This is a genomic window from Paraglaciecola mesophila KMM 241, assembly GCF_000315015.1.
GTDB lineage: Bacteria > Pseudomonadota > Gammaproteobacteria > Enterobacterales > Alteromonadaceae > Paraglaciecola > Paraglaciecola mesophila.
In genome coordinates, this window is the sequence record NZ_BAEP01000077.1 from 51,624 (window position 1) to 73,319 (window position 21,696).

Below are 21,696 nucleotides of genomic sequence, written 5' to 3' on the forward strand. Positions count from 1 at the left end.
TTTGCCTTTTTTTATTGCCTGAAATTCAGTTTTTTAGCATAAGTCGACCTCTATAGAATCGACTTATCCTTGGCTGCTAGACAGTCAGCTCACCCTTAAGGTTACTGGTGAGACTTTGCTTCATCTCTGGCACACTTAAGGTTTTACTCAGAAGATAATGCAGTTTCGCTAGAGCAGCTTCTGGTGTCATGTCTCCTCCTGAAAGCACGCCCACATCCTGTAGAACATTACCATTGGCATAACCGGACATATTGACCTTGCCGCGTAAGCATTGGGTACAGTTAACGATTAAAATACCGTTGTCGTTGGCCTGCTTTAGTTCATTCAATAACGCTGGATTTTGCGGCGCATTGCCTACACCGTAGCTAAGCAGAATAAGGGCTTTAACTGGCTGTTGCAGAATATTGCGGATCACTTCTGCGCTGATCCCTGGATATAAACTAACCACCCCCACTGGTTGAGGTGTCACGCTGCTCACGACCAGAGGTTGTTGATCAATCGGCGTGACTTTGCCTGCTTTTACCTCAATGTTAATACCGGCTTTAAGCAGCATAGGAAAATTGGGTGAGCCAAATGCATCGAAACCGTCAGCGTCTAACTTACGACTACGATTACCGCGAAACAGCTTATTGTTGAAGTACAAGCTCACTTCAGGAATCGGGTAGTTAGCTGCTAAATAAAGGGCGTTTAATAGGTTCTCTTGGCCATCAGAGCGCAGTTGCGCTAACGGTATTTGCGAGCCAGTGACGATAACGGGTTTACCTAGGTTTTCCAGCATAAACGACAGCACCGAAGCTGTATATGCCATGGTATCTGTGCCGTGTAGAATGATAAAACCGTCATAGTCTTGATAATTTTGCTTTATGTCATCCGCTATTTGTTGCCAATCTTTCGGGCTCATGTCCGCAGAATCGATCAAGCTCTGATATTCATTGATGGTGAAATCAGGCATTTCTTGACGATGAAACTCAGGCATTTTGGCAATGGTTTCAGATAAGAATCCAGCTGCGGGCACATAACCTTTTGATGAGGGGCGCATGCCGATAGTGCCACCCGTATAAGCAACATAGATTTGTTTTTTCACTTTAGAACTCGTATGACCTAATTTAATTGGATTGTAACCCAATGACTGGGCAAAAATCTTTAGAGGAAAGCGCTTAATACAAACCGATTAGCACAAAGTGCTTATGGCAATGCGTCAACACTCTCTGTTGGCGTGACATTGCTTGAAAATGCTTGGGGATAAAGCTGACGTGCTGGCGAGTTTTCAAATGAAGCAAGCAGCTCAGTGAAGACAGGTGCTCCGAGTAATCCATCTAGATCATTCATAACTTGACCAGCGCTAGCGTATCGTTCATTACAGCAAAATTGATACTGACTAATCAATTTGCTGAGCCGAGTATGATGCTTTTCAGCGAGTATTTTATCTGCAAGTATGAAAAAATAAGCACTGCCCCAATAAGCGGCAGGGTATTGTTTTTGGCTCATTAACCGCCTAGCAATTGAAGCTGGGGTTAAGTCGCTGTTGAACCATTTTAAATGAGGGGCTATTTTATTTTGGTAATTTTGTTCCAATGAACCCTCAAGTATCCCTGCGTTTGCCATGATTTGATATTGCATAAAACTAGCGAATCCCTCGGCAAGCCAAGCATAGTTTCCACCCAGATAGGGGAGCGCTAAATGGCTTATTTCGTGATAGATCGTCCAATCGCGAATGAATTTCTCTTGCTGAAAACGGCTGTCTACATGTAAATAAATACGCTGAGGTTTATCCCGTCGCGTGTAAGCCCAAGGGACAGGTTGATTAGATTTTCTAGGCACAAGATGAAATATTAAGCGTGATGGGTACACCCCTAGGGTATCTCGGGTGGCGTTGACGCCCGTTTTCACCCAGTGCTTTAATTTCCCTTTGTCAGCGGCATTGAAACGCTTAAATCCGTGGATCTCAAACTGATCGAATTGACCTGTATTTATTTGTCTTACTCTGCTTTCAACCCGCTCTACGCGCGCCCTCTGGGTATCCTCTGGCAAGGGGGCGGTTATTGCTTGGGTATGAAACAAAACAACCAATAGGAGCATATTAATTCGCAACGAGCGGCGTCGAGAACTGCGAATGACCCGCGTGGGGTTGGGGGCGTGGCCCCCTGAAATCATCTTTGCAGCGGCTAGCATTGAAAATCAGCTGAGGCAGCGGTTGAACATTTGTATCGCCATTTGGTAACACATAAGTGCTAAAGCAGAATCGTATCTGTCACCTTCATCGCGCATAAATGCATGCTGGGCATTGAGCTCATGCCAAGTGAAGTTGAGGTTATGATCTTGCATTGTGGCGTTGATCAGTTCTCTTCCTTCTCGGGACACGTGTGGGTCTTGTTTCCCAAATATCATGCACAGCTCAGCTTTAATTTTGGGGCATTGGCTCAAGGAGTCATTGCCATGGGCACAGGGTAAGGTGTTGGAGTGAATGTCTGTAGGATATAAACAAAAAGCGCCGTCTACTCTTGGGTTCAACGCTGCCCTAAATGCAAGGTGCCCCCCAATACACACGCCCATAGAGCCCACTTTTCCATTGCAGTAGGCCTGTGAATCAATGAAGTTGATCATGCTTTGGGTATCGCTATCGTGTTGCTCCAAAGGCTTGGCGAATTTATCCGCATTGCCTTTGTCTTTACCTATATCATCATAGGCAAGTACGGTACCTGCTGGATTTAATTCATGAAACACCTCTGGCACTAGCACAACAAATCCGTGGCCTGCGAGCAGTTTGGCGCTGCGGGTAATTGGCGCCGTTTCTTGAAATATCTCAGAATAAAAGACGATGCTGGGGTAAGCGCCCGCTCTAACAGGTCTATAAATTGACGTTTGCATATTGCCACTGGGCGTAGAAATAACGACTTGGTGAGATTGAATGATCATAGCTGATTGAAGTCACTGAATGAGGGTAGGGGTTAAGAGTAAATCAAGGAAGGCAATCTTTGAAGAAAAAGATAGTCTCGGCTGTGCAGGTGGCCAGTAAAGCTGCTACATTAACGCCCGCAAAAATAATCTAATTGGAGTAGAACGATGTTTAACGTAAATGAATATTTTGAAGGTAAAGTAAAATCTATCGCATTTGACACAGCAGTGGGTAACTCTACGTTAGGTGTTATGTCGCCTGGTGAGTATGAGTTTGCAACCTCACAGCATGAAACCATGAGCGTAGTCAGCGGTGCAATGACCGTTTTATTACCAGGCGAAAGTGAGTGGAAAACCCTTACCGCCGGCCAAGTGTTCACAGTAGATGCTAACGTAAAATTCAAAGCGCAAGTGTCAGTGAATACTGCTTACCTTTGTGACTATGTATAGTTGCTAACAAATTAACAGTAGGTAAAGGCGAATAACGAACATGCAAAAAACGGTTAAGAAGCTCGATAACAATGTGATAAAAGCGCTAACCATTGTTTGCGAGCAAGCCAAACGCGAGGTGCCAGGCTTTGAATGGATTACCCATACAGCTAGCTACGACCGCTTTCCTGGTAGTTTAGCGGTAATTTGCGTGTTTGATACTCAGGCCTCGTTAGAACAAGCGCAAATGCATGAACAGGATGTGTATTTGCGCCGCCAAATTCAAGCGCAATTACTAAAGGTGGGGATCAAGTTAAAAGATGCCCGTCATCATGTGCGTTACGACAGCGAGCAAGCCTGTGAAGCACAAAATAACGGTAATTGGCAGCAGCGTTTAAAACTACATTAAGACCATTTGGCCACAAAAAATTATGCTGAGATTTTGGTTTAAAGAGTTCCCTCAATATCCTTGTGATCATACGGATTATTGGCGTACGCGCTTAATTTCCTATGCGTTACTTGTGACGACAAGTTATTTCTTAATCCTTACCGTCATTAATATTGTGACGTTCAGCGATTTTTACTTAGCCTTGTTAGATGGCACTGGGCTGCTATTTTCATTGGGAATTGTTGCATGGTTCAGGGCAACAGGTAATGTGACAGTTACCTCGTGGGCCGTGACCATCATGGTGACCGCGCTCATACTGTTATTCATTGTTACTTCCCAAGGGTATTCTCATTCCCTATATTGGGCCACCCTTGTACCTCCTTTTGCTTTTTTCTTACTAGGGCGAACGTCAGGTACAGGGATGAGTACCTTTACCTTTTTCATTTGTGCGCTTGTCGTTTTTGACCAAATGGAAACGCAGCAGCCTGCATTCTTTGCATTTGGCTCACTACTGAATGTGATAGAGGTGAGCATCGCGCATATATTACTATTTCGTTTTTATGAAGAGGCTCGCTCGTCTGCTTACGATACATTGGCGATTAGAAACGTTGAGATTTTACGGCTAGCCGAGACGGACAAGCTGACGGGCTTATACAATAGAGAAAAATTAGAAAGTACCCTGATATCCTTACTCTCGGCGGTCGATGAGCAGCCCCCACTAAGCGTAATGTTGTTGGATATTGACTACTTCAAAAAAATTAATGATCAATATGGTCATTTTGAAGGTGATAAGGTGTTGCGAGCGCTAGCCAAAAAACTAAAAGATCTCATGCGTGAAGAAGATATAGTCGCTCGCTGGGGCGGGGAAGAGTTTGTTGTAATATGTACTGACACATCACTTGAAGCAGCAATGCAGTTTGCCCATCGCATCCGGGAAGACATCGCCAAGCAAGTCATTTCGGAGCATGCGTTAACGGTAAGCGTAGGTGTCGCGCAATATGTGCCTAGCGATACCGCTGAATCTTTATTAGTTCGTGCTGACGTGGGCCTATACGAAGCGAAAAATAAAGGGCGTAATAGCGTTATTGCAGCCTAGCTGTATCAACCATGCTGTACCTTATACTACTAATGTTTAGCTAAGTATGACGTAATCGCACCGGTTTATTCACATGCAGAAAAGAGGTAAACAATGAGCAAACCAAGTGCAACGTTTCGGTTTTTAGATTTAAACAAAATGCAGGCGTTTACCCTACAAAAAGAAGTCGATGGCGCTTATTATTCAGCATCAAAGAGGGAAGGGCGGTTTGTCGGCAGTGTTGAATTGTGTGAGTACAGGTTTGACGAATTAAATATATTTTTCGTTCGCCAACAAATCGATATAACCCAGTGTGATATCCATATTGTCGCTAAGCTTGAACAACCCAACCAACTGGTTGTTGTACCAGTGATTGTCAACAAGTTGCTCAAGCATATTGACTGCCAACTCACTTTTTCAGTTATAAAAGGTGACTAAGCGTAAAGGGATTTACTGTTGACTTAATGAGATTCCTTATTCGCTAAGCGGTCGATTATCCCTTTATGCTCGGGGAATTTTTTGAGCAGTTCTGCATGGCTTACATCTATCATATCTTCTTTTTCCCAGCCAGGGGCTACCGCTTCACTTACTAAACCGTAAATGCCAACAGGCAATTCAGCCGCTTTATAGGTCCCACCGGGGACGGCGAGTTGTAACTGCTGACCGTTTTGGATGTCAGGCCCAACAACCACTTTCTCGTATCGCCCATCAGGGTAAATCATGTGATACGTGATTGGCGCACCCATATGATAAAACTCAATGCCATCTGAGTGCTTGGTGTGAAAATGATCGATGTTATTGTCGTCGGTCAGCATATAGAAAATAGCCGTCATAGTGGTTCTGTCACCTCGTGGGGTTGTGACTTTATCTCTGTGATTGGCTTTGAATGTTTGGCGAAAATACCCTCCTTCAAAATGATGAGATAAATTGAGCTGAGATATGACTTGCTCTTTGCTCAACTCGGCGACGGGGGGATTTGCTGCCATTAGTTCTGAGGTAAAGATGGTGCTGCTTAGAAAACCAAGTGTTATCAAAGATTTTTTGATCCTGAGAATGGCTGTTGTTTTCGTTTTAGACGTTGCGTTGAACTGCATGTTATTGTTTTTATCCTGGCTGTATACGTTTATTGTATGTGGGTTATCTGGGGAGCCGCCTAAACCTAGCGCCTGTCAGGTCAAGATAGAGGGTGGACTGTTTCATCCAAGGTCACTGTTTTGGCATCGACTCTATCAATTATTTTGATAATGGTGGTTTGTACGGTTTCATCTTTGCGAATATCGTTGTCGCTACTGAAACTCTCCGTCATTGGCTGGGCATCTTCTTGCTCTATAAAGCTCACTTCCACTTTACTTGCTAGCGCACTGGTTTCGCCAAAATATTGAATACTGATCATAGGGTATCCGTGAAAGCCACGTTTGACCCGCTTTTCGATACGTTTTTGCGCTTTATCTAGGTTCATTTGTCATCCGGCGTGTAGATAGATTTTAAAATAGGCGACATTAGTGTGTTGTTGCTACCGCATTTTGTGCTGCCATGAATACTATAGCAATGTGTATTATTCTACTATTCGAGTTTTCAAGTTGTAATAGCACACATCTAAATTGCCATTACCTCTGAAATGAAAAAATTCATTCTCCAGTGTGCGACCGCGCGCTAAGCGTGTGGCAACGGCGTCAGAGTGCTCATTTTGCACCTGGACGTTAACACGCTGCTGCACTGGGACATCATTGGCAAGCCTAGCCCACACTATTTTAGTGCGCTTTGTAGGGTCTTCAATTACCCCGCTGGAAACATTGACAGAGGCGCGTTTAATACGTTGTACATGGTGCATACCATAAATCACTTTTCCCAGCACGCTCATGTTCCTATCAAGATGCCTTGGGGCTTGTCCGATGGCGATATAAAACTCTGAACTTGCGGTGTTAAGTTCATTGTTACGACCAAATGCAACCACGCCCGGGCAGTGCAATAACCACTCTTGGAGGGTTGATGGGTCGCGCCCTGCGGCAAAACCGTTTAAGAAACCTGTTTGCGGGGCCATAAACTCGCCAGATTGCACTAATACGAATGGGTCATTGCTAGAGTCGCCTGATCCATTATAAGCACGAGTCAATTCAGCGGGCAGTTGCTTAGCATGTTCATGAAGCCTGCTTTGTGTGACATCCCCTCCTTGAGCTACAAAACCGTCTATCACGCGATAGAAGTCTAAACCATCGTAAAAGCCGTCTTTGATCAGACTCTTAAACTGCCCAACGTTGATAGGGGCCATGAACGGTGCCAGCTGCACAATAACGAGCCCTGAGTCCAATTGCATATAAACCAAATTTGTTAATTCAGGTGTTCGCCATTGAGGTACGACGTGGGTTGAATTTTCTGTATTGGCTAAGCCGGCTGCAGGGCTCTTCATTTGTGAGGAAGCAGAAAATAGCGAAACGAATAGAGTGAAAATACTAAGTGTGATGGCGGTGAAGGTGTATCTACGCATTTTTATATTTATCTATTGGCGCAACAAGTTACATTATAGAAACAAAAAACTCGCCGATTGGCGAGTTTTGTTTTATATGCAAACTGTAGTTTGACAATTACTTAACTTCTACACCGGCTGCTTGCTTATCAGCATGGTAGCTTGAACGCACCATAGGGCCACATGCTGCGTGAGTAAAGCCGATTTCTTTCGCGATCACGCCAAGCTCGTCAAACTCCGTTGGATGCACATAACGCTTTAATGGGAAGTGATGCTTACTTGGTTGTAAATACTGACCAAGGGTAAGCATTTCAACATTGTGCGCGCGTAAGTCTTTAAGTACTTCTGCGATTTCTTCTTTGTTTTCACCCATGCCCATCATTAAGCCTGATTTGGTGGGGATATCGGGGTGTTGCTCTTTGAATTTCTTCAGCAAATCAAGTGACCACTGATAGTTTGCCCCAGGGCGACATTCACGGTATAGGCGGGGAATGGTTTCCAAATTATGGTTAAACACATCTGGCACGCCGTTCTTAAGGATCTCTAATGCTTTGTCCATACGACCGCGAAAATCAGGTACAAGTACTTCAATTTTAGTGGTTGGACTGTGCTCGCGAATAGCGTTTATGCAATCAACAAAGTGCTGGGCGCCACCGTCACGTAAATCATCACGATCCACTGAGGTGATAACCACATATTTAAGTTGCATTTCAGCGATGGTTTTTGCCAACTTGATGGGCTCTTCTGCACTTGGAGGCAGGGGCTTACCATGAGCAACATCACAAAACGGACAGCGACGGGTGCATATATCGCCCAAAATCATAAAGGTCGCAGTACCATGGTTAAAACACTCAGCAAGGTTGGGGCAGCTTGCTTCTTCGCACACCGAGTGCAAATTGTTTTTACGCAATGTCTTTTTAATATGATCGATACGATCCGTGGTGCGCGGTAAGCGAATTTTAATCCACTCTGGCTTGCGCAACATCTCTGCCTTTTCAGTGGGCATGATAGTGATCGGGATATGTTTTACTTTTTCATCATCCCGGAGTTTTTCTCCGGCTTGTGGACGTGCGTTACTCATCAAAACCTTCTTTGTTTTCGACGCTTGCAATACCAAGCAATGAACATAATTTTTCGGCGATAGCTGGGCCAGCAACAGCGAGTGAATCTGGTCCGCCTAATTGGGTGCAATCTACCATTTCTAGGCCGGCATAACCACAAGGATTAATTCGTTGAAAGGGTGCTAAGTCCATATTGACGTTCAGGGCAAGGCCGTGAAAGGAACAACCTCGGCGAATACGTAGGCCAATTGAACAGACCTTTTTACCATCAACATATACACCTGGGGCATCTGCTTTAGGGTAGGCGTCTACCTTGTAATCTTTTAATGTATCAACAATGCAGCTCTCTAACGCGCTAACCAAGGTGCGCACCCCTAAGCCATGTCGCTTTAGGTTTAGCAGGACGTACATCATTTGTTGGCCAGGGCCGTGATAGGTGACTTGACCTCCGCGATCGACCTTTACGACTGGGATATCCCCTGGGGCAAGAAGGTGCTCTTCTTTACCGGCTTGGCCTTGTGTAAATACAGGGGCGTGTTCAACTAGCCATATTTCGTCTTGGCTGCTGTTGTCCCGTGAATCAGTAAAGTCTTGCATGGCTTGCCAAATCGGCAAATACGCTCGGCGGCCGAGCTGGCGAATAATGACGGGGGCTGTGTTGTTCAAACCTTAGTGGTGTCCTATAGAAGAATAGCGTACCGGCAAGTACGCTATATAACTTACTTTTAGAGAACTACACGAACCAACTCGAGCTTAGAGAGCTCAGTATAGATGGTTTCCATGTGCTCTTTGCTTGTTACACGCACACTGATTGACAACGAATGATAGTTGCCTTTTGAGCTTGGTTTCACACTGGGTGAATAGTCACCAGGAGCATGGTTTTGCAAGCAGTTGATTACATGATCTGGTAACCGCTCATCCGCTACACCCATGACCTTAAAGGTCTGGTGGCAAGGAAAGTCGAGTAATTTATCAAATTGGGTTTGCATAATATTCTGCTCAATTTGTCTTAGCTGTCAAAGCCAAGTTGCAGTTTAACGAAGTCTACTAGGCGATCAATCATACCGCCTTCTTTCACTTCTTGTAATGTAACCAAAGGATATTCGGCTACGTCTTCACCGTCTAATTGCAAGAATAACTTTCCAACTACTTCACCTTTAGCCAAAGGTGCTTCTAATTTCTTATCAAGCTCGAAGTTGGCTTCTAAATTTTTGCTCTGACCGCGAGGAATGGTAATGGGGGTGTCTTGTGAAATACCAAGATCTACCGTCTCTTTATCGCCCATAAATATGCGGTGTGATACAAAGCTCTCGCCTGCCTGATACGGGGTGATAGTTTCATAGAATCTAAAACCATATTTAAGCAGTTTTTTGTTTTCAACTTTACGTGCACGCTCGCTATCAGCGCCCATGACCACTGCGATTAAACGCATGTCACCTTGGGTAGCTGAAGACACCAAGCTATAACCTGCATCTGAGGTATGGCCCGTTTTTATGCCATCAACATTCAGGCTTTTATCCCACAATAAACCGTTACGGTTGTATTGCTTAATGTTGTTGTAGGTAAACTCTTTTTCGCTGTAAACCTTATACTCGTTTGGCACATCTGTGATCAATGCGCGGGCTAAGGTCGCCATATCACGGGGGGTAGTGTAATGGTCAGCATCTTGTAGACCATGGCTGTTTACAAAGTGAGTTGACGTCATGCCTAACTTTTCAGCGTGCAAATTCATCATGCTGGCAAAAGCATCTTCGCTACCGGCAATGTGCTCAGCCATTGCCACGCATGCGTCATTTCCAGACTGCACTATGATGCCGCGATTTAAGTCGCCCACCGAAATTTGTGTACCTACTTCAATAAACATCTTAGATGAATCAGGAAAGTTCTTGGCCCAGGCATTTTCTGAAATCGTGACCATGTCAGTGTCTTTAATATTGCCATTGGCAATCTCTTTACCAATCACGTAGCTTGTCATCATTTTGGTCAAGCTGGCTGGCGGTATTTGAATATCAGAATTTTGCTCAGCAATCACCTTCCCGGTTTGAAAATCGACTAAAATAAAGCCTTTAGCTGATACAGAAGGTGCGTCAGGTATGATAACCGCTGCACTCGCCGCATGAGAGAAAAAGGAAAGGGAGAAGCAGCTAAAGATGGCTAATATGAGTGTCTTGGTGTTTCGCATGGACCTACCGTAATGTGATATTTGTTAAGAAAGTGATGTTTGACGTTTCGCGCCTAAAACGATGGCTAATATATCAGTTTTTCAATGACTTTGCTGCGCTGGCAACAAAAATTGTTACACAAAACAAAATCGGTAAAAAGCGCTCATAAGACAATACCTTGGTCGAAAAGTTTAACCTAGGGTTAATTCGAAGGATAAAACTTGTAAGCGTCGCTATATCCGCTTTTACGCAGCTGATTTAAAATCCCTAATGCTTCGTGCTCAGACGTAAATGGCCCAAGTCTTAAGCGATATAATCCTTCTTCAAGTGGGGCAACAAAAGGCACTTGATATAAACTTGCCAGCGCGTTACCAATTTTGGTTATTCGCTGATCGTTACTCAAGGCTGCTATTTGAATGAATACCTTTTCTTGAGTTGGTATCTCTGTGGGCGTCACTATTGGCGTTGCAGGTGCGGCACTGGAGGAATTCATCGCTGGTGATGTAGCCGATGCTGTACCTAAAGCGGGTACGCGGGGCACTTGCGAAATTTGTACGCTGTCGTTCAGCACCGCATCATCTTTTAACGGAGTTGGTGGCTCAGACAAGCGGTCACCCACTGTCTGCATACCTGCTTCGTCAATATGAATGACCTCTAGTTTAACTTGGGTGGTACCTGTGCTTAACATACCGAGTTTCATTGCAGCGGCATAAGATAAATCGATTATTCTTTTGTCATGAAATGGCCCGCGGTCATTGACTCGGACTATAGCTTCGCGGCCGTTTTTCAAATTTGTTACTTTTACGTATGACGGCAGTGGTAATGTTTTGTGAGCACCACTCATGGCGTACATGTCGTAGCTTTCACCGTTGGATGTGAGGTGTCCATGAAATTTCTGACCATACCAAGAAGCGCCGCCGGTTGCTGAATAACCTTTGCCGGTTTTGAGTGGCGTATAGTGCTTTCCTAATACTGAATAGCTGCGCAGATTCGCAAGTGCGTAAGGCTCATACACAGGTTCGGCATCATCAAATTTTATTCCATCCTTAATCGCGCTAGGGGCGGAATCTTTATGCTGGCTGTAGCGGCTACTATTTGAACTCGGCGAATTGGAGCAGGCCGCTATGAATGTGAGCAGCATGATTAAAAACGCGTACTTAAGGCTCATCTTGTGAACTCCGCTGTGCATCTTCGTTTAAAGAGTTGATGCCGCTGGCTAATTGTTGGCTAAATTGAAACGCGACCATTGCATACAATTTGCTGTGGTTATAGCGAGTAATCACGTAAAAATTTTTCAATCCGATCCAATAGTCGTGCCCGCTACTTTGGGCAAAATCAAGTAACTTAGCGCTACTATTATCTGCGATGCCATCCCACTGTTCTTGAGCTTTTTCGATCCCGACGCTTTTTGCTGTTGCGGCATCAAGGCTAATATTTGCTTGGCGCAACTGGGCAAAGGTATCACGATACTTAAGAGATTTTCTTAACCAAGGCTTTGCGTTTTCAGGCGTTACGTTTACGGGAAAAGCAACCGACTCACCGCGTTGCCAACCGTTACGTTTAAAATAATTTGCGATACTGCCAATAGCGTCCACTGGGTTATTCAGTAAATCGCGTACGCCGTCGTTGTCAAAATCAACTGCATAATGGCGATAACTAGATGGAATAAATTGCCCCCAGCCCATTGCACCTGCGTAAGAGCTCTGTATCTGTGTGGCATCAAACTCCTCTTCATTCGCTAACAATATTAACTGAGCCAATTCCTTTTTAAAAAATGAGGCACGGGGCGGATAGTGAAAGCCTAGAGTGTAGAGGGCATTAAGCGCTGAGTAGGTACCTTTATAGGTACCATAAAAAGACTCGATACCTAAAATAGCGACGATCATCTCTGCCGGTACGCCATATTTTTCCTCTGCGCGGGCTAATGTTTCCCGGTGAACTTGATAAAATTCGAGGCCTTTTTGTAGTCTTTTTTCAGTCAAAAATATGGGGTAATACTGATGCCAAGGCTTTGCTTCCCAAGGCCGTTTTATCGCATCGATCACTGCTTGGTCTTTTTCAGCTTGATTAAGCAGATGCTGCACCGTTTCGTGATGTAAATTGTGCTCTGTTACTAAGGAATCCAAGAAGGCAGTTTTTGCCTCAGGCAGAGGTTGTGCATGACTCGTTGTTGCCAATGCTAGTAGATGAAGAGCAAGCAATACATGGAGTACGCGGCGAAAAAGACGATTACATAAAGTTGAGAATGACACATTAGCTCCACAAAGTGACAACATTAATTTACCAACTTACTCACTAAGTACATTAGCAAATCTATATATAAGTGTTAACGGGACAATAACCGTTTTTGGGTGGCGATGGCCATCAAAATGCCAAAACCCGCGAGTAGGGTTACCATGGATGTCCCTCCATAACTTACTAGCGGCAAGGGTACTCCGACTACGGGGAGTATGCCTGACACCATTCCCATATTAACAAATACATAGACAAAGAATGTTAGCGTGATACTGCCTGCGAGTAACTTACTAAAGGCATCTTGAGCGCGGTTTGCGATGATCATGCCGCGGATAACAATGAAAGTATAAATGGCCAATAAGCCGACCACGCCCCAAAAACCAAATTCTTCACTAAATACTGCAAAAATAAAATCTGTATGCCGCTCGGGTAGAAATTCTAATTGAGATTGTGTGCCTTGCAACCAGCCTTTACCCTCGGCGCCGCCTGAGCCGATGGCAATTTGTGATTGAATAATATGGTAGCCAGACCCTAACGGATCGCTTTCTGGATTGAGGAAGGTTAATACGCGTTGTTTTTGATAGTCCTTCATGAGGAAATTCCACATGATAGGGCTGAAAATGGATACCGCTAAAGCAATACCACCGATGAATCGCCAACTCATACCGGCTAAAAAAAGTGCGAATATCCCTGAGCTAGCAATCAATAAAGAGGTGCCTAAATCAGGTTGTTGCGCAATCAACAACGTGGGAACGCCTACTAATATAAAGCCAAATAATATGTGCCTTAATTTTGGCGGAAGGTTAAACTGACTGATGTACCACGCTACCATCATGGGGACGGCAAGCTTCATGATTTCTGAAGGTTGAAAACGCACTACGCCTAAGTCCAACCAGCGCTGAGCGCCTTTTCCTACGTGGCCGAATACGATCACCGCAACTAACATGGCGATCCCGAGTATGTAAAAATAAATGGATAACTTTTGGTAGGCTAAAGGGGGGATTTGCGCCACGGCCAACATGACCCCAAGAGCCAGGCCGAGTCGAATGAGTTGACGGTCAATTAGCTGCCAATCTTGGCCCCCTGCAGAATATATCGTTACTAAGCCAACGGCCATCAGTGCCAGTAGCCCGATAAGTAGCGGCCCGTCACAATGTATGCGATTAAGCATAGAACGCTTATTAGGGTCAAGCTTGGTGCGTAGCATCATATTCATAACAATGGTCAGTGCCTAATGAGTGTGTGAAGTGGTTTGATGGGCGACGTCTTGCGATACTTCGCGCTCTTTTACGTCTGGTTTAGGCGTAAATTCTCGCTCTTCAAAATATTTATCCATCATCATTCTGGCTAGAGGAGCGGCTTGTGAGCTACCGCCACCGGCATTTTCGAGTACCACGGTAACGGCAATTTCCGGTTTTTCATAGGGCGCAAAACCCACGTACATGGCGTTATCGCGCAAGTTTTCAGCTAAGCTCTCGGCATCGTATTTGGCGTCCTGGGCGATGGCAACAAGCTGGGCTGTCCCTGTTTTACCTGCGGAAACGTAAGGCGTATCAACAAAGGCTCGTCGCGCTGTACCAATTTTACGATTGACTACGCCGTACATAGCATCTAGGACAGTGTCCCAGTTTTTATCATTTTTAATGTCCATTGGGCGGCGTTCTTTGCTGCCCTCAAGAACGACTTCATTGTTAACGTATTTCCCGCGCAATATCTGGGGAATATAACGATGCCCATGATTCACTAAAGTGGTGATAGATTGTGTTAATTGAATAGGAGTGACGGTCCAATAACTTTGGCCAATGCCAACTGGAATCGTATCACCGATGTACCATGGCTGATTGAATCGAGCACGCTTCCAGCCGCGGCTGGGCATGTTCGCATCTGACTCTTCGTGTAAATCTATGCCGGTGTAATCGCCGAAACCAAATTCAAACATGTTGTCGCTGATTTTATCTATACCTAAGCGATAAGCCAGATCGTAAAAGTAGATGTCACAGGATTGTTCTATGGCTGAGGTTAAATCAACCCAACCATGTCCCCAGCGTTTCCAGTCTCGCCACACGTGTTCTACATTTTTCAAGCGGTACTTGCCGTTATCGAAAATGCGAGTTTGCGGGGTGACAGTCTTTTCTTCTAAACCCACTAAGGCTAAATGAGGCTTTATGGTTGAAGCAGGAGGATACTGACCTTGCGTGGCGCGGTTAATCAGTGGGCGGCCATTTGAGTTTAATAACGCGCTATAATTTTTACTGCTTATACCGTGCACGAATAAGTTGGGATCGTAGCTAGGGCTACTGAACATGGCCAACACACCGCCGTCATTTGAATCAAGCATTACGATGGTACCTTTGTCACCATCTAAAATGCGCTCTGCTTCTTGTTGCAGTTTCAAATCGATATTTAGGATGATATCTTGCCCTGGAACGGGAGGACTGAAGTTAAGCGTGCGGATCACGCGTCCTTGATTGTTAACCTCTACCTCTTGATAACCTACCTGACCATGAAGAATATCTTCGTGGTACTTTTCAACCCCAAGCTTTCCTATGTCATGGGTCGCGGCATAGTTTGCTTCAAGGCCCGCTTCGCTGAGCTTTTGCAGGTCTTTTTTATTAATTTTTGATACGTAACCCAGTACATGGGTTAGCGTTTTTCCGTATGGATAGTGTCGTGTTAAGCGAGCTTCTACACTCACTCCTGGGAACTTGTGTTGATTGGCAGAAAAAAGAGCGACTTCTTCGGGGGTCAAGCGTTTACGCAAAGACACCGGCTTGAAGCGCCGATTACGTTTTATTTCTCGATAAAAGTCGGTGATTTCGTCTTCGTCCACATCGAGCAATACGCTCAACAGGCCAAGCGTTTTCTCTAAATTTTCTACTTTCTCAGGGATGACTTCTAAGTTAAAAACGGGACGGTTTTCAGCCAACAGAGTGCCATTTTTGTCGTAGATTAACCCGCGGTTCGGCGCTACTGGTAATATTTTTATTCGATTGCCATTAGAGCGCGTTTGGTAATCTTCAAAGCGGGTGATTTGCAGGTAGTATAGGTTGCTCAATACCATGGCGATCATCATAAAAATGACCAACATAGCGATGACCGTGCGCCGAGCAAAAAGGTTTGCTTCAGCGGTGTGGTCTTTAATCGTTACTCGATGGCGGGCCATGGTTATTCTCGATGATACGGGTGGTTGGTATTCACCGACCAAGCCCGATACAAGCTTTCAGCGACAATGATCCTGACTAAAGGGTGGGGCAAGGTTAGCGAAGATAGAGACCATTTTTGTTCAGATGCAGCAATACACTCTGGTGCTAGGCCCTCAGGGCCACCAATGAGTAGGCTGACATCACGCCCATCCATTTGCCACTTTTGCATATTGCTCGCAAGCATAGGGGTATCCCAAGGTTTACCCGTCACTTCAAGGGTCACAATGCGATTGCCTTTGGGAATTGCTGCCATAGTCAATTCGCCTTCCTTGTGCAAAATACGTTTTATGTCCGCATTTTTACCGCGCTTGCCAGCAGGTATCTCTGTAAGGCTAAGGGGCATATCAGAAGGAAAACGTTTAACGTATTGTTGGTAACCTTGTTCGACCCAACTTGGCATTTTACTGCCAACGGCTATTAGTTGAATTCGCATGGTGTTATCTACTTTGCAATGTTACAGCTAGTGCTTCGACGGGGAATTAGCCCCAAAGTTTCTCTAACTGATAAAAATCTCTGGCGTCGTCTTGCATTACGTGTAGCACTACATCACCTAAATCAACTAATACCCAATCGCCGACTTCACGGCCTTCAATGCTCAGTGGCGGGTTACCCGCTTGTTTGGCTTCAACAACTACATTTTCGGCAATGGATACCACATGTCGTTTTGAGTTTCCTGAACATATCAGCATGGTTTCTGTCACGCTTGATTTTTCTGATACGTCTAAATCTATGATATCTCGACCTTTTAGGTCTTCAATTTTTTCTACCACAAAGGCTTTTAACTGTTGGTGATCCAAAGGGATTCCTTATATTGAACGGACGAAGTCTCAGTTTATCAGAAAGTGGTGCTTGGCTGATATAACTTATGTGTTTGTATGTATCGACGTACCTTCGGATCGAGCATGTCGTCTGTTGGTAAGTTGTTAATTATATGCCGGCGTATCTCGCTAGACGATATGTCCAGCTCCGGTGTGTCGGCAAGAAATATTTTACCATGTAATGCATTGTGCAGGGCATTATTCGTGGTGACCTGTCGCTCTGCTAGTAAAGCTTTCAACTCTTCACTTAAGGGCGTTTTAGTCCCGGGACGACAACACACCACAAAATGGCAATAATCAAATAGTGCTTGCCATTCATTCCAACTCAGCAACGAATGCAGGGAGTCCATACCGATAAAAAAGCAAAGTGGGTGCTTTGGGTACTCTTTACGCAATGCTCGCAGGGTGTGAATGGTGTATGAAGGCGTATCGCTGTGTATTTCCCGCTCATCAATATACAACTGCGGGTACTGCTCAATGGCTAATTTTAGCATGGCTAAGCGGTGCTGACTGGCACTTGGGGTATGATTTTTGTGCACAGGTATGTGACACGGTAACATCGCCACAGATTGCACACCAGCTTGCTGTGCTGCCACGATAACGGATTGAGTGTGGCCGTAATGAACAGGATCAAATGTCCCACCAAATATGCCTAATGCTGGTCGTAAGTTATTCAAATTAAAGCAAAGTTCTCTAAAGACATGGGAATAAATAGCAAACACAAGTGACAAAGTTCAACATATGGGCGCTCCACTTGGGATTGCTTCAGTGCGCTGTCCATGATGTTGAGCTTATGCTGAAGTTGTTGCATATGAATAGGAGATAAGCGCTGTAAGGCTGATAAATACATACCTTGGCGATTCTTCCAAATACGATGTTGATTCCAGTTTATGGCCTGTCCTGCTTGTTTGCTGGCTTGCAGAGCGCGTAATGTTTGCCATTCGCGGGTTAGCGCCCACATAATAATATTCGGCTCTACGCCTTCACTTTCAAGGCGATATAGCATTTTCACTGACTTTTGGCTGTCACCTGCGAGCAACACATCTATCAATTGAAAGACGTTGTACCTTGATTGATCCACCACGGCCTGCTCAACCTCTTCTAACGTTGGGTTGCCGTTAGGGTAGAGTAAGCAGAGCTTTTCAATTTCTTGACTGGCGGCGAGTAGATTACCTTCACAATACTCCGCTAGCAGTCGGGTCACATCTGGCGTGACTTGCAAACCTTGAGTACGCATTTGCTCCATTAGCCACTGCTGCAGCGCGTTACCTTCTAGGGGGTAACAGGGGACATATGTACCGTGTTTATCAATGGCTTTAAACCACTTACTGTTTTGCACGTCCTTGCCAATTTTGGCTCCATGAATAACCAATAGAATATCAGGATTATTTTGTGCACTCAGCTCGGTCAGGATTTTGCTACCTTGGGTACCAGGTTTCCCTGTGGGTAATTCGAGCTCAATATACTGACGAGCAGAAAATAACGATAGCGTTTGCGTTGCTTCGAGTAAAGTTGACCAATCGAACTGCGCATCGGCAACTAGGGTTTGTCTTTCGTCAAATCCTTGCTCAGTAGCCACCTCGCGTATTTGGTTAATCGCCGTCAGCTTCTGCTGGGGCTCATCACCAAAAATAAGATAAAAGGGCTGCAGGCCCTCTTTCAACGTCGCGTTAAATCGATTGGGGTAAACTTGCATTAGGGCGTGATGACAGCTGTGTTTACTATGGTGCGCTGAGCAATCGATATTTGGTGGATAATACGGATTGCCGCTTGTTTGCGCATTTCAGATAACACCAGCTCAAGCTCACGAGATTTTGCCAATACGGCATCAGGATCGTCTTGGTACTCACGCTTGATCTCAAACTCGAGCAATTGAGCATCGCTGTTGGCGAACTGTAATTCATAGCGAACGGTGTAAATCAATTCATACTCAGCCACTTGACCGGTGCTGAAAAGTGATAGTAAACGTCTGTCAAGAACATCGCTCAACAGGTATATGCTAGTGGTGTTAGAGGTGCCCTTCACGCTTGAGTCAATCACCTCAACACTGTAGGGCTTGAGTTCATTGCGAAGGGCGCGCTCTAACGCCGAGTGTGCTTCACTTGAGCCTACTCTTAACTGAGAAACACTTGCGGGTAGCTCATAATTACCACGCAATGAAAAACCGCAACCACTGATAACGAGGCTACAGAATAAGCAGATGATGAGGTTTCGCATTGCATTTTTCACTCGTTAGTTGGCGACAATGTTGAGCAATTTACCAGTAATGTAAATCACCTTGCGTATGGTTTTACCATCAACGAACTGTTGCACATTTTCTTGAGCTAAACCAAGAGCTTGTACTTCTTCTTGGCTGGCATCTGCCGCCACAGTAATTTTAGAGCGTACTTTACCGTTGACTTGCACGATGATCAGCTTTTCATCTTCTACTAACGCTGATTCATCAACCACCGGCCAAGGCGCAGTCTCAATATCATTCTTGTGGCCTAGGTCGTGCCACAAAACGTGACACATATGTGGTGCAATGGGGTTAAGTAATAACACTACAGATTCAATGGCTTCGCGCAGCACAGCTTTATCTTGAACGTTGCTTTGTGGTGCTTTTTGCAAACTATTGAGTAATTCCATAATTGCCGCGACAGCAGTGTTAAAGGTTTGGCGACGACCTACATCATCTGTCACTTTTGCAATGGTGCGGTGTACGGCTCGGCGCAAGGTTTTTTGATCGCCGGTAAGATTTGCCTTGTCGATAGCCGGTGCAGTATTGCCATCAAGGGCATCAATATGATCTTGAGTCAGCTTCCATACGCGCTTGATAAAGCGATTAGCCCCTTCGACGCCTGAGTCTACCCACTCCAATGTTTGCTCAGGTGGCGCGGCAAACATAGTGAACACACGAATTGTATCTGCGCCGTATAAATCAATCACATGCTGGGGGTCGATACCGTTGTTTTTCGACTTTGACATTTTGGTCATGCCGCCGTGCTCAACTGGCTTACCATCAGCTTTCAAAGTCGCCTGAGTAATGCGACCTTTTTCGTCTTTGACTGTGTCAACATCTGCAGGAGAGAACCACTCTTTCTTACCGCTCTCATCTTCTCTGAAGAAGGAATCAGCGAGTACCATACCTTGGCATAATAAACGTTTATAAGGCTCATCAGAGTTCACGAGTCCTTCGTCACGAAGTAGCTTATGGAAGAAGCGTGAATACAATAGATGCAAAATAGCGTGCTCAATACCGCCCACATATTGATCTACCGGTAACCAGTAATTGGCTTGATTCGGGTCGAGCATGGCATCTTGATTTTGGGCACTACAGTAGCGGGCGTAGTACCAAGAAGATTCCATAAAGGTATCGAATGTATCGGTTTCACGTAGCGCAGGTTGGCCGTTATATTCCGTTTTTGCCCATTCAGGATCGGCTTTTATCGGCGAAATAACGCCGTTCATTTGTACGTCTTCAGGCAATTCAACGGGCAGCTGATCGCTTGGAACAGGAACAGACTCACCGTTTTCAAGGTTCAACATCGGGATAGGGGAACCCCAGTAACGTTGACGAGATACGCCCCAGTCACGCAAACGGTAATTGACTTTTTTGCTACCCGCACCGAGAGCTTCTAGTTTGGCTGCAATGGCATCAAACGCTTCTTGAAACGCTAAGCCATTAAATTCACCAGAGTTAACAAGCACACCTTTTTCGATGTATGCCGCTGTGGCTAAATCACATTCTTGTGGCTCATCTGCACTGGGCTCAACCACCTGCTTAATAGGTAGGCCGTATTTTTGGGCAAACTCCCAATCACGCTGGTCATGACCAGGTACAGACATGACCGCACCTGAGCCATAGCCCATTAGCACGAAGTTAGCGACCCACACTGCCGCTTTTTCACCGGTCAACGGGTGAATAGCGAACAAGCCTGTGTCACAGCCTTTTTTCTCCATAGTGGCAAGCTCAGCTTCGGCCACCTTGGTATTTTTACAAGATTCAATAAACTCGGCTAGTTCTGGTCGAGTCTGTGCGGCGTGCAAGGCAAGAGGATGCTGCGCAGCAACGGCTACGTAAGTTACGCCGTAAAGTGTGTCAGGTCGTGTGGTGTAAACATCGAAACTGCTGATGTCAGCTGCGTTCTCACTAAGGTTAAAGGTGATATCTACACCTTCTGAACGGCCAATCCAGTTCTTCTGCATGGCACGTACTTGTTCAGGCCAGTCTTCTAATTGCTCCAGATCTGTCAATAATTCTTCAGCGTAATCGGTGATTTTGATGAACCATTGAGGGATCTCTTTTTGCTCCACTAACGCACCAGAGCGCCAACCTCGACCGTCAATAACCTGTTCATTGGCTAATACAGTGTGATCAACGGGATCCCAGTTAACGGTAGAGTTCTTCTTATAGACTAAGCCTTTCTCATACAGACGAGTGAAGAACCATTGTTCCCAGCGGTAATAGTCTTTTTTACAGGTAGCGACTTCACGATCCCAGTCATAACCAAAACCCAGCAATTTTAGCTGGTTTTTCATGTAATCGATGTTTTGATATGTCCACTTCGCAGGCGCGGTATTGTTGTTTAATGCGGCGTTTTCAGCCGGTAAGCCGAATGCATCCCAACCCATTGGTTGTAATACGTTCTTGCCATTCATTCGTTGAAAACGGCTAACTACATCACCTATGGTGTAATTACGCACATGACCCATGTGCAAGCGCCCACTTGGATAAGGGAACATGGACAAGCAGTAGAATTTCTCTTTATCTTCTTGTTCAGTTGCTTTAAAAGTTTGATTGGTTTCCCAAAGCGCTTGTACCTCTTGTTCGATTTTCTGAGGTTCGTAAATTTTTTCGGCCATTAAAAAGAGTTTCCGCGAAGATAAGATGTATTAAATAAGATAGCAGATAAGAATACCCTAACGGTTTGCTGGGTCACAATAGCTGAACTGGGTTTTAGCGCTAATTATCGTAAAAAATAAT

General features: G+C 45.1%; 24 protein-coding genes. 4 read left to right on the top strand and 20 right to left on the bottom strand.

The features are described from left to right. Positions 1-76: 76 nt before the first annotated feature. The 3 genes from ansA to GMES_RS19765 form a co-directional block, all read right to left on the bottom strand. The gene (ansA, locus tag GMES_RS19755; protein WP_006994583.1) at positions 77-1,084 is read right to left on the bottom strand and encodes an asparaginase; all 1,008 of its coding nucleotides are present in this window, start codon (positions 1,082-1,084) and stop codon (positions 77-79) included. A gap of 101 nt (positions 1,085-1,185) precedes the next feature. Beyond that, the gene (locus tag GMES_RS22330) at positions 1,186-2,172 is read right to left on the bottom strand and encodes a hypothetical protein (protein ID WP_006994584.1); all 987 of its coding nucleotides are present in this window, start codon (positions 2,170-2,172) and stop codon (positions 1,186-1,188) included. A 6-nt stretch (positions 2,173-2,178) separates the two neighbouring features. Then, the gene (locus tag GMES_RS19765; RefSeq protein WP_006994585.1) at positions 2,179-2,916 is read right to left on the bottom strand and encodes a dienelactone hydrolase family protein; all 738 of its coding nucleotides are present in this window, start codon (positions 2,914-2,916) and stop codon (positions 2,179-2,181) included. Between the two features lie 147 nt (positions 2,917-3,063). On the opposite strand from GMES_RS19765, the gene ppnP reads away from it, so the two are divergent. The 4 genes from ppnP (at position 3,064) to GMES_RS22335 (ending at position 5,225) form a co-directional block, all read left to right on the top strand. Next, complete coding sequence (gene ppnP, locus GMES_RS19770) at positions 3,064-3,345, top strand: pyrimidine/purine nucleoside phosphorylase (protein ID WP_006994586.1); 282 nt, start codon at positions 3,064-3,066, stop codon at positions 3,343-3,345. A 40-nt stretch (positions 3,346-3,385) separates the two neighbouring features. Then, complete coding sequence (locus GMES_RS19775) at positions 3,386-3,733, top strand: hypothetical protein (RefSeq protein ID WP_006994587.1); 348 nt, start codon at positions 3,386-3,388, stop codon at positions 3,731-3,733. Positions 3,734-3,755: 22 nt separating this feature from the next. Beyond that, complete coding sequence (locus tag GMES_RS19780; RefSeq protein ID WP_006994588.1) at positions 3,756-4,808, top strand: GGDEF domain-containing protein; 1,053 nt, start codon at positions 3,756-3,758, stop codon at positions 4,806-4,808. Between the two features lie 93 nt (positions 4,809-4,901). Further along, positions 4,902-5,225, top strand: coding sequence for a hypothetical protein (locus tag GMES_RS22335; protein ID WP_006994589.1), 324 nt, complete (start codon positions 4,902-4,904; stop codon positions 5,223-5,225). A 23-nt stretch (positions 5,226-5,248) separates the two neighbouring features. Here GMES_RS22335 and GMES_RS19790 read toward each other — a convergent pair whose 3' ends face one another. The 17 genes from GMES_RS19790 to leuS form a co-directional block, all read right to left on the bottom strand. Beyond that, the gene (locus tag GMES_RS19790) at positions 5,249-5,773 is read right to left on the bottom strand and encodes a cupin domain-containing protein (protein WP_193363006.1); all 525 of its coding nucleotides are present in this window, start codon (positions 5,771-5,773) and stop codon (positions 5,249-5,251) included. 188 nt (positions 5,774-5,961) lie between these two features. Next, positions 5,962-6,246 (bottom strand): hypothetical protein, encoded by a 285-nt coding sequence (locus tag GMES_RS19795; protein WP_006994591.1) that lies wholly within the window; start codon positions 6,244-6,246, stop codon positions 5,962-5,964. A gap of 96 nt (positions 6,247-6,342) precedes the next feature. Further along, positions 6,343-7,272, bottom strand: coding sequence for a peptidylprolyl isomerase (locus tag GMES_RS19800; protein ID WP_052013439.1), 930 nt, complete (start codon positions 7,270-7,272; stop codon positions 6,343-6,345). 97 nt (positions 7,273-7,369) lie between these two features. Then, a complete protein-coding gene (lipA, locus tag GMES_RS19805) occupies positions 7,370-8,332 on the bottom strand; it encodes a lipoyl synthase (protein WP_006994594.1) in 963 nt (320 codons plus the stop codon). Further along, a complete protein-coding gene (lipB, locus tag GMES_RS19810; RefSeq protein WP_006994595.1) occupies positions 8,325-8,978 on the bottom strand; it encodes a lipoyl(octanoyl) transferase LipB in 654 nt (217 codons plus the stop codon). The genes lipA and lipB overlap by 8 nt, the downstream gene beginning before the upstream one ends. 59 nt (positions 8,979-9,037) lie before the next feature. Further along, positions 9,038-9,304, bottom strand: a complete 267-nt coding sequence (gene ybeD / locus GMES_RS19815) for a DUF493 family protein YbeD (RefSeq protein WP_202807752.1) — start codon at positions 9,302-9,304, stop codon at positions 9,038-9,040. Positions 9,305-9,321: 17 nt separating this feature from the next. After that, on the bottom strand, positions 9,322-10,494 hold the full coding sequence (locus GMES_RS19820; protein ID WP_006994597.1) for a serine hydrolase: 1,173 nt from the start codon (positions 10,492-10,494) through the stop codon (positions 9,322-9,324). Between the two features lie 182 nt (positions 10,495-10,676). Further along, positions 10,677-11,642: a septal ring lytic transglycosylase RlpA family protein gene (locus tag GMES_RS19825; protein ID WP_006994599.1), complete on the bottom strand. Its 966-nt coding sequence runs from the start codon at positions 11,640-11,642 to the stop codon at positions 10,677-10,679. Then, positions 11,632-12,750: a lytic murein transglycosylase B gene (gene mltB, locus GMES_RS19830; protein WP_052013440.1), complete on the bottom strand. Its 1,119-nt coding sequence runs from the start codon at positions 12,748-12,750 to the stop codon at positions 11,632-11,634. The genes GMES_RS19825 and mltB overlap by 11 nt, the downstream gene beginning before the upstream one ends. A gap of 50 nt (positions 12,751-12,800) precedes the next feature. Further along, positions 12,801-13,925, bottom strand: coding sequence for a rod shape-determining protein RodA (gene rodA / locus GMES_RS19835; protein WP_006994602.1), 1,125 nt, complete (start codon positions 13,923-13,925; stop codon positions 12,801-12,803). A 15-nt stretch (positions 13,926-13,940) separates the two neighbouring features. Beyond that, positions 13,941-15,872, bottom strand: coding sequence for a penicillin-binding protein 2 (mrdA, locus tag GMES_RS19840; protein WP_006994603.1), 1,932 nt, complete (start codon positions 15,870-15,872; stop codon positions 13,941-13,943). Between the two features lie 2 nt (positions 15,873-15,874). Continuing rightward, positions 15,875-16,345, bottom strand: a complete 471-nt coding sequence (gene rlmH, locus GMES_RS19845) for a 23S rRNA (pseudouridine(1915)-N(3))-methyltransferase RlmH (protein ID WP_006994604.1) — start codon at positions 16,343-16,345, stop codon at positions 15,875-15,877. 46 nt (positions 16,346-16,391) lie between these two features. Next, complete coding sequence (gene rsfS / locus GMES_RS19850; protein ID WP_006994605.1) at positions 16,392-16,709, bottom strand: ribosome silencing factor; 318 nt, start codon at positions 16,707-16,709, stop codon at positions 16,392-16,394. A gap of 38 nt (positions 16,710-16,747) precedes the next feature. Next, on the bottom strand, positions 16,748-17,407 hold the full coding sequence (nadD, locus tag GMES_RS19855) for a nicotinate-nucleotide adenylyltransferase (protein WP_006994606.1): 660 nt from the start codon (positions 17,405-17,407) through the stop codon (positions 16,748-16,750). Next, on the bottom strand, positions 17,404-18,426 hold the full coding sequence (gene holA / locus GMES_RS19860; RefSeq protein WP_006994607.1) for a DNA polymerase III subunit delta: 1,023 nt from the start codon (positions 18,424-18,426) through the stop codon (positions 17,404-17,406). The genes nadD and holA overlap by 4 nt, the downstream gene beginning before the upstream one ends. Then, on the bottom strand, positions 18,426-18,947 hold the full coding sequence (locus GMES_RS19865; protein WP_006994608.1) for an LPS-assembly lipoprotein LptE: 522 nt from the start codon (positions 18,945-18,947) through the stop codon (positions 18,426-18,428). Before GMES_RS19865 ends, holA begins: the two co-directional genes overlap by 1 nt. Positions 18,948-18,962: 15 nt before the next feature. Next, positions 18,963-21,575, bottom strand: a complete 2,613-nt coding sequence (gene leuS / locus GMES_RS19870) for a leucine--tRNA ligase (protein ID WP_006994609.1) — start codon at positions 21,573-21,575, stop codon at positions 18,963-18,965. Positions 21,576-21,696 lie beyond the last annotated feature (121 nt).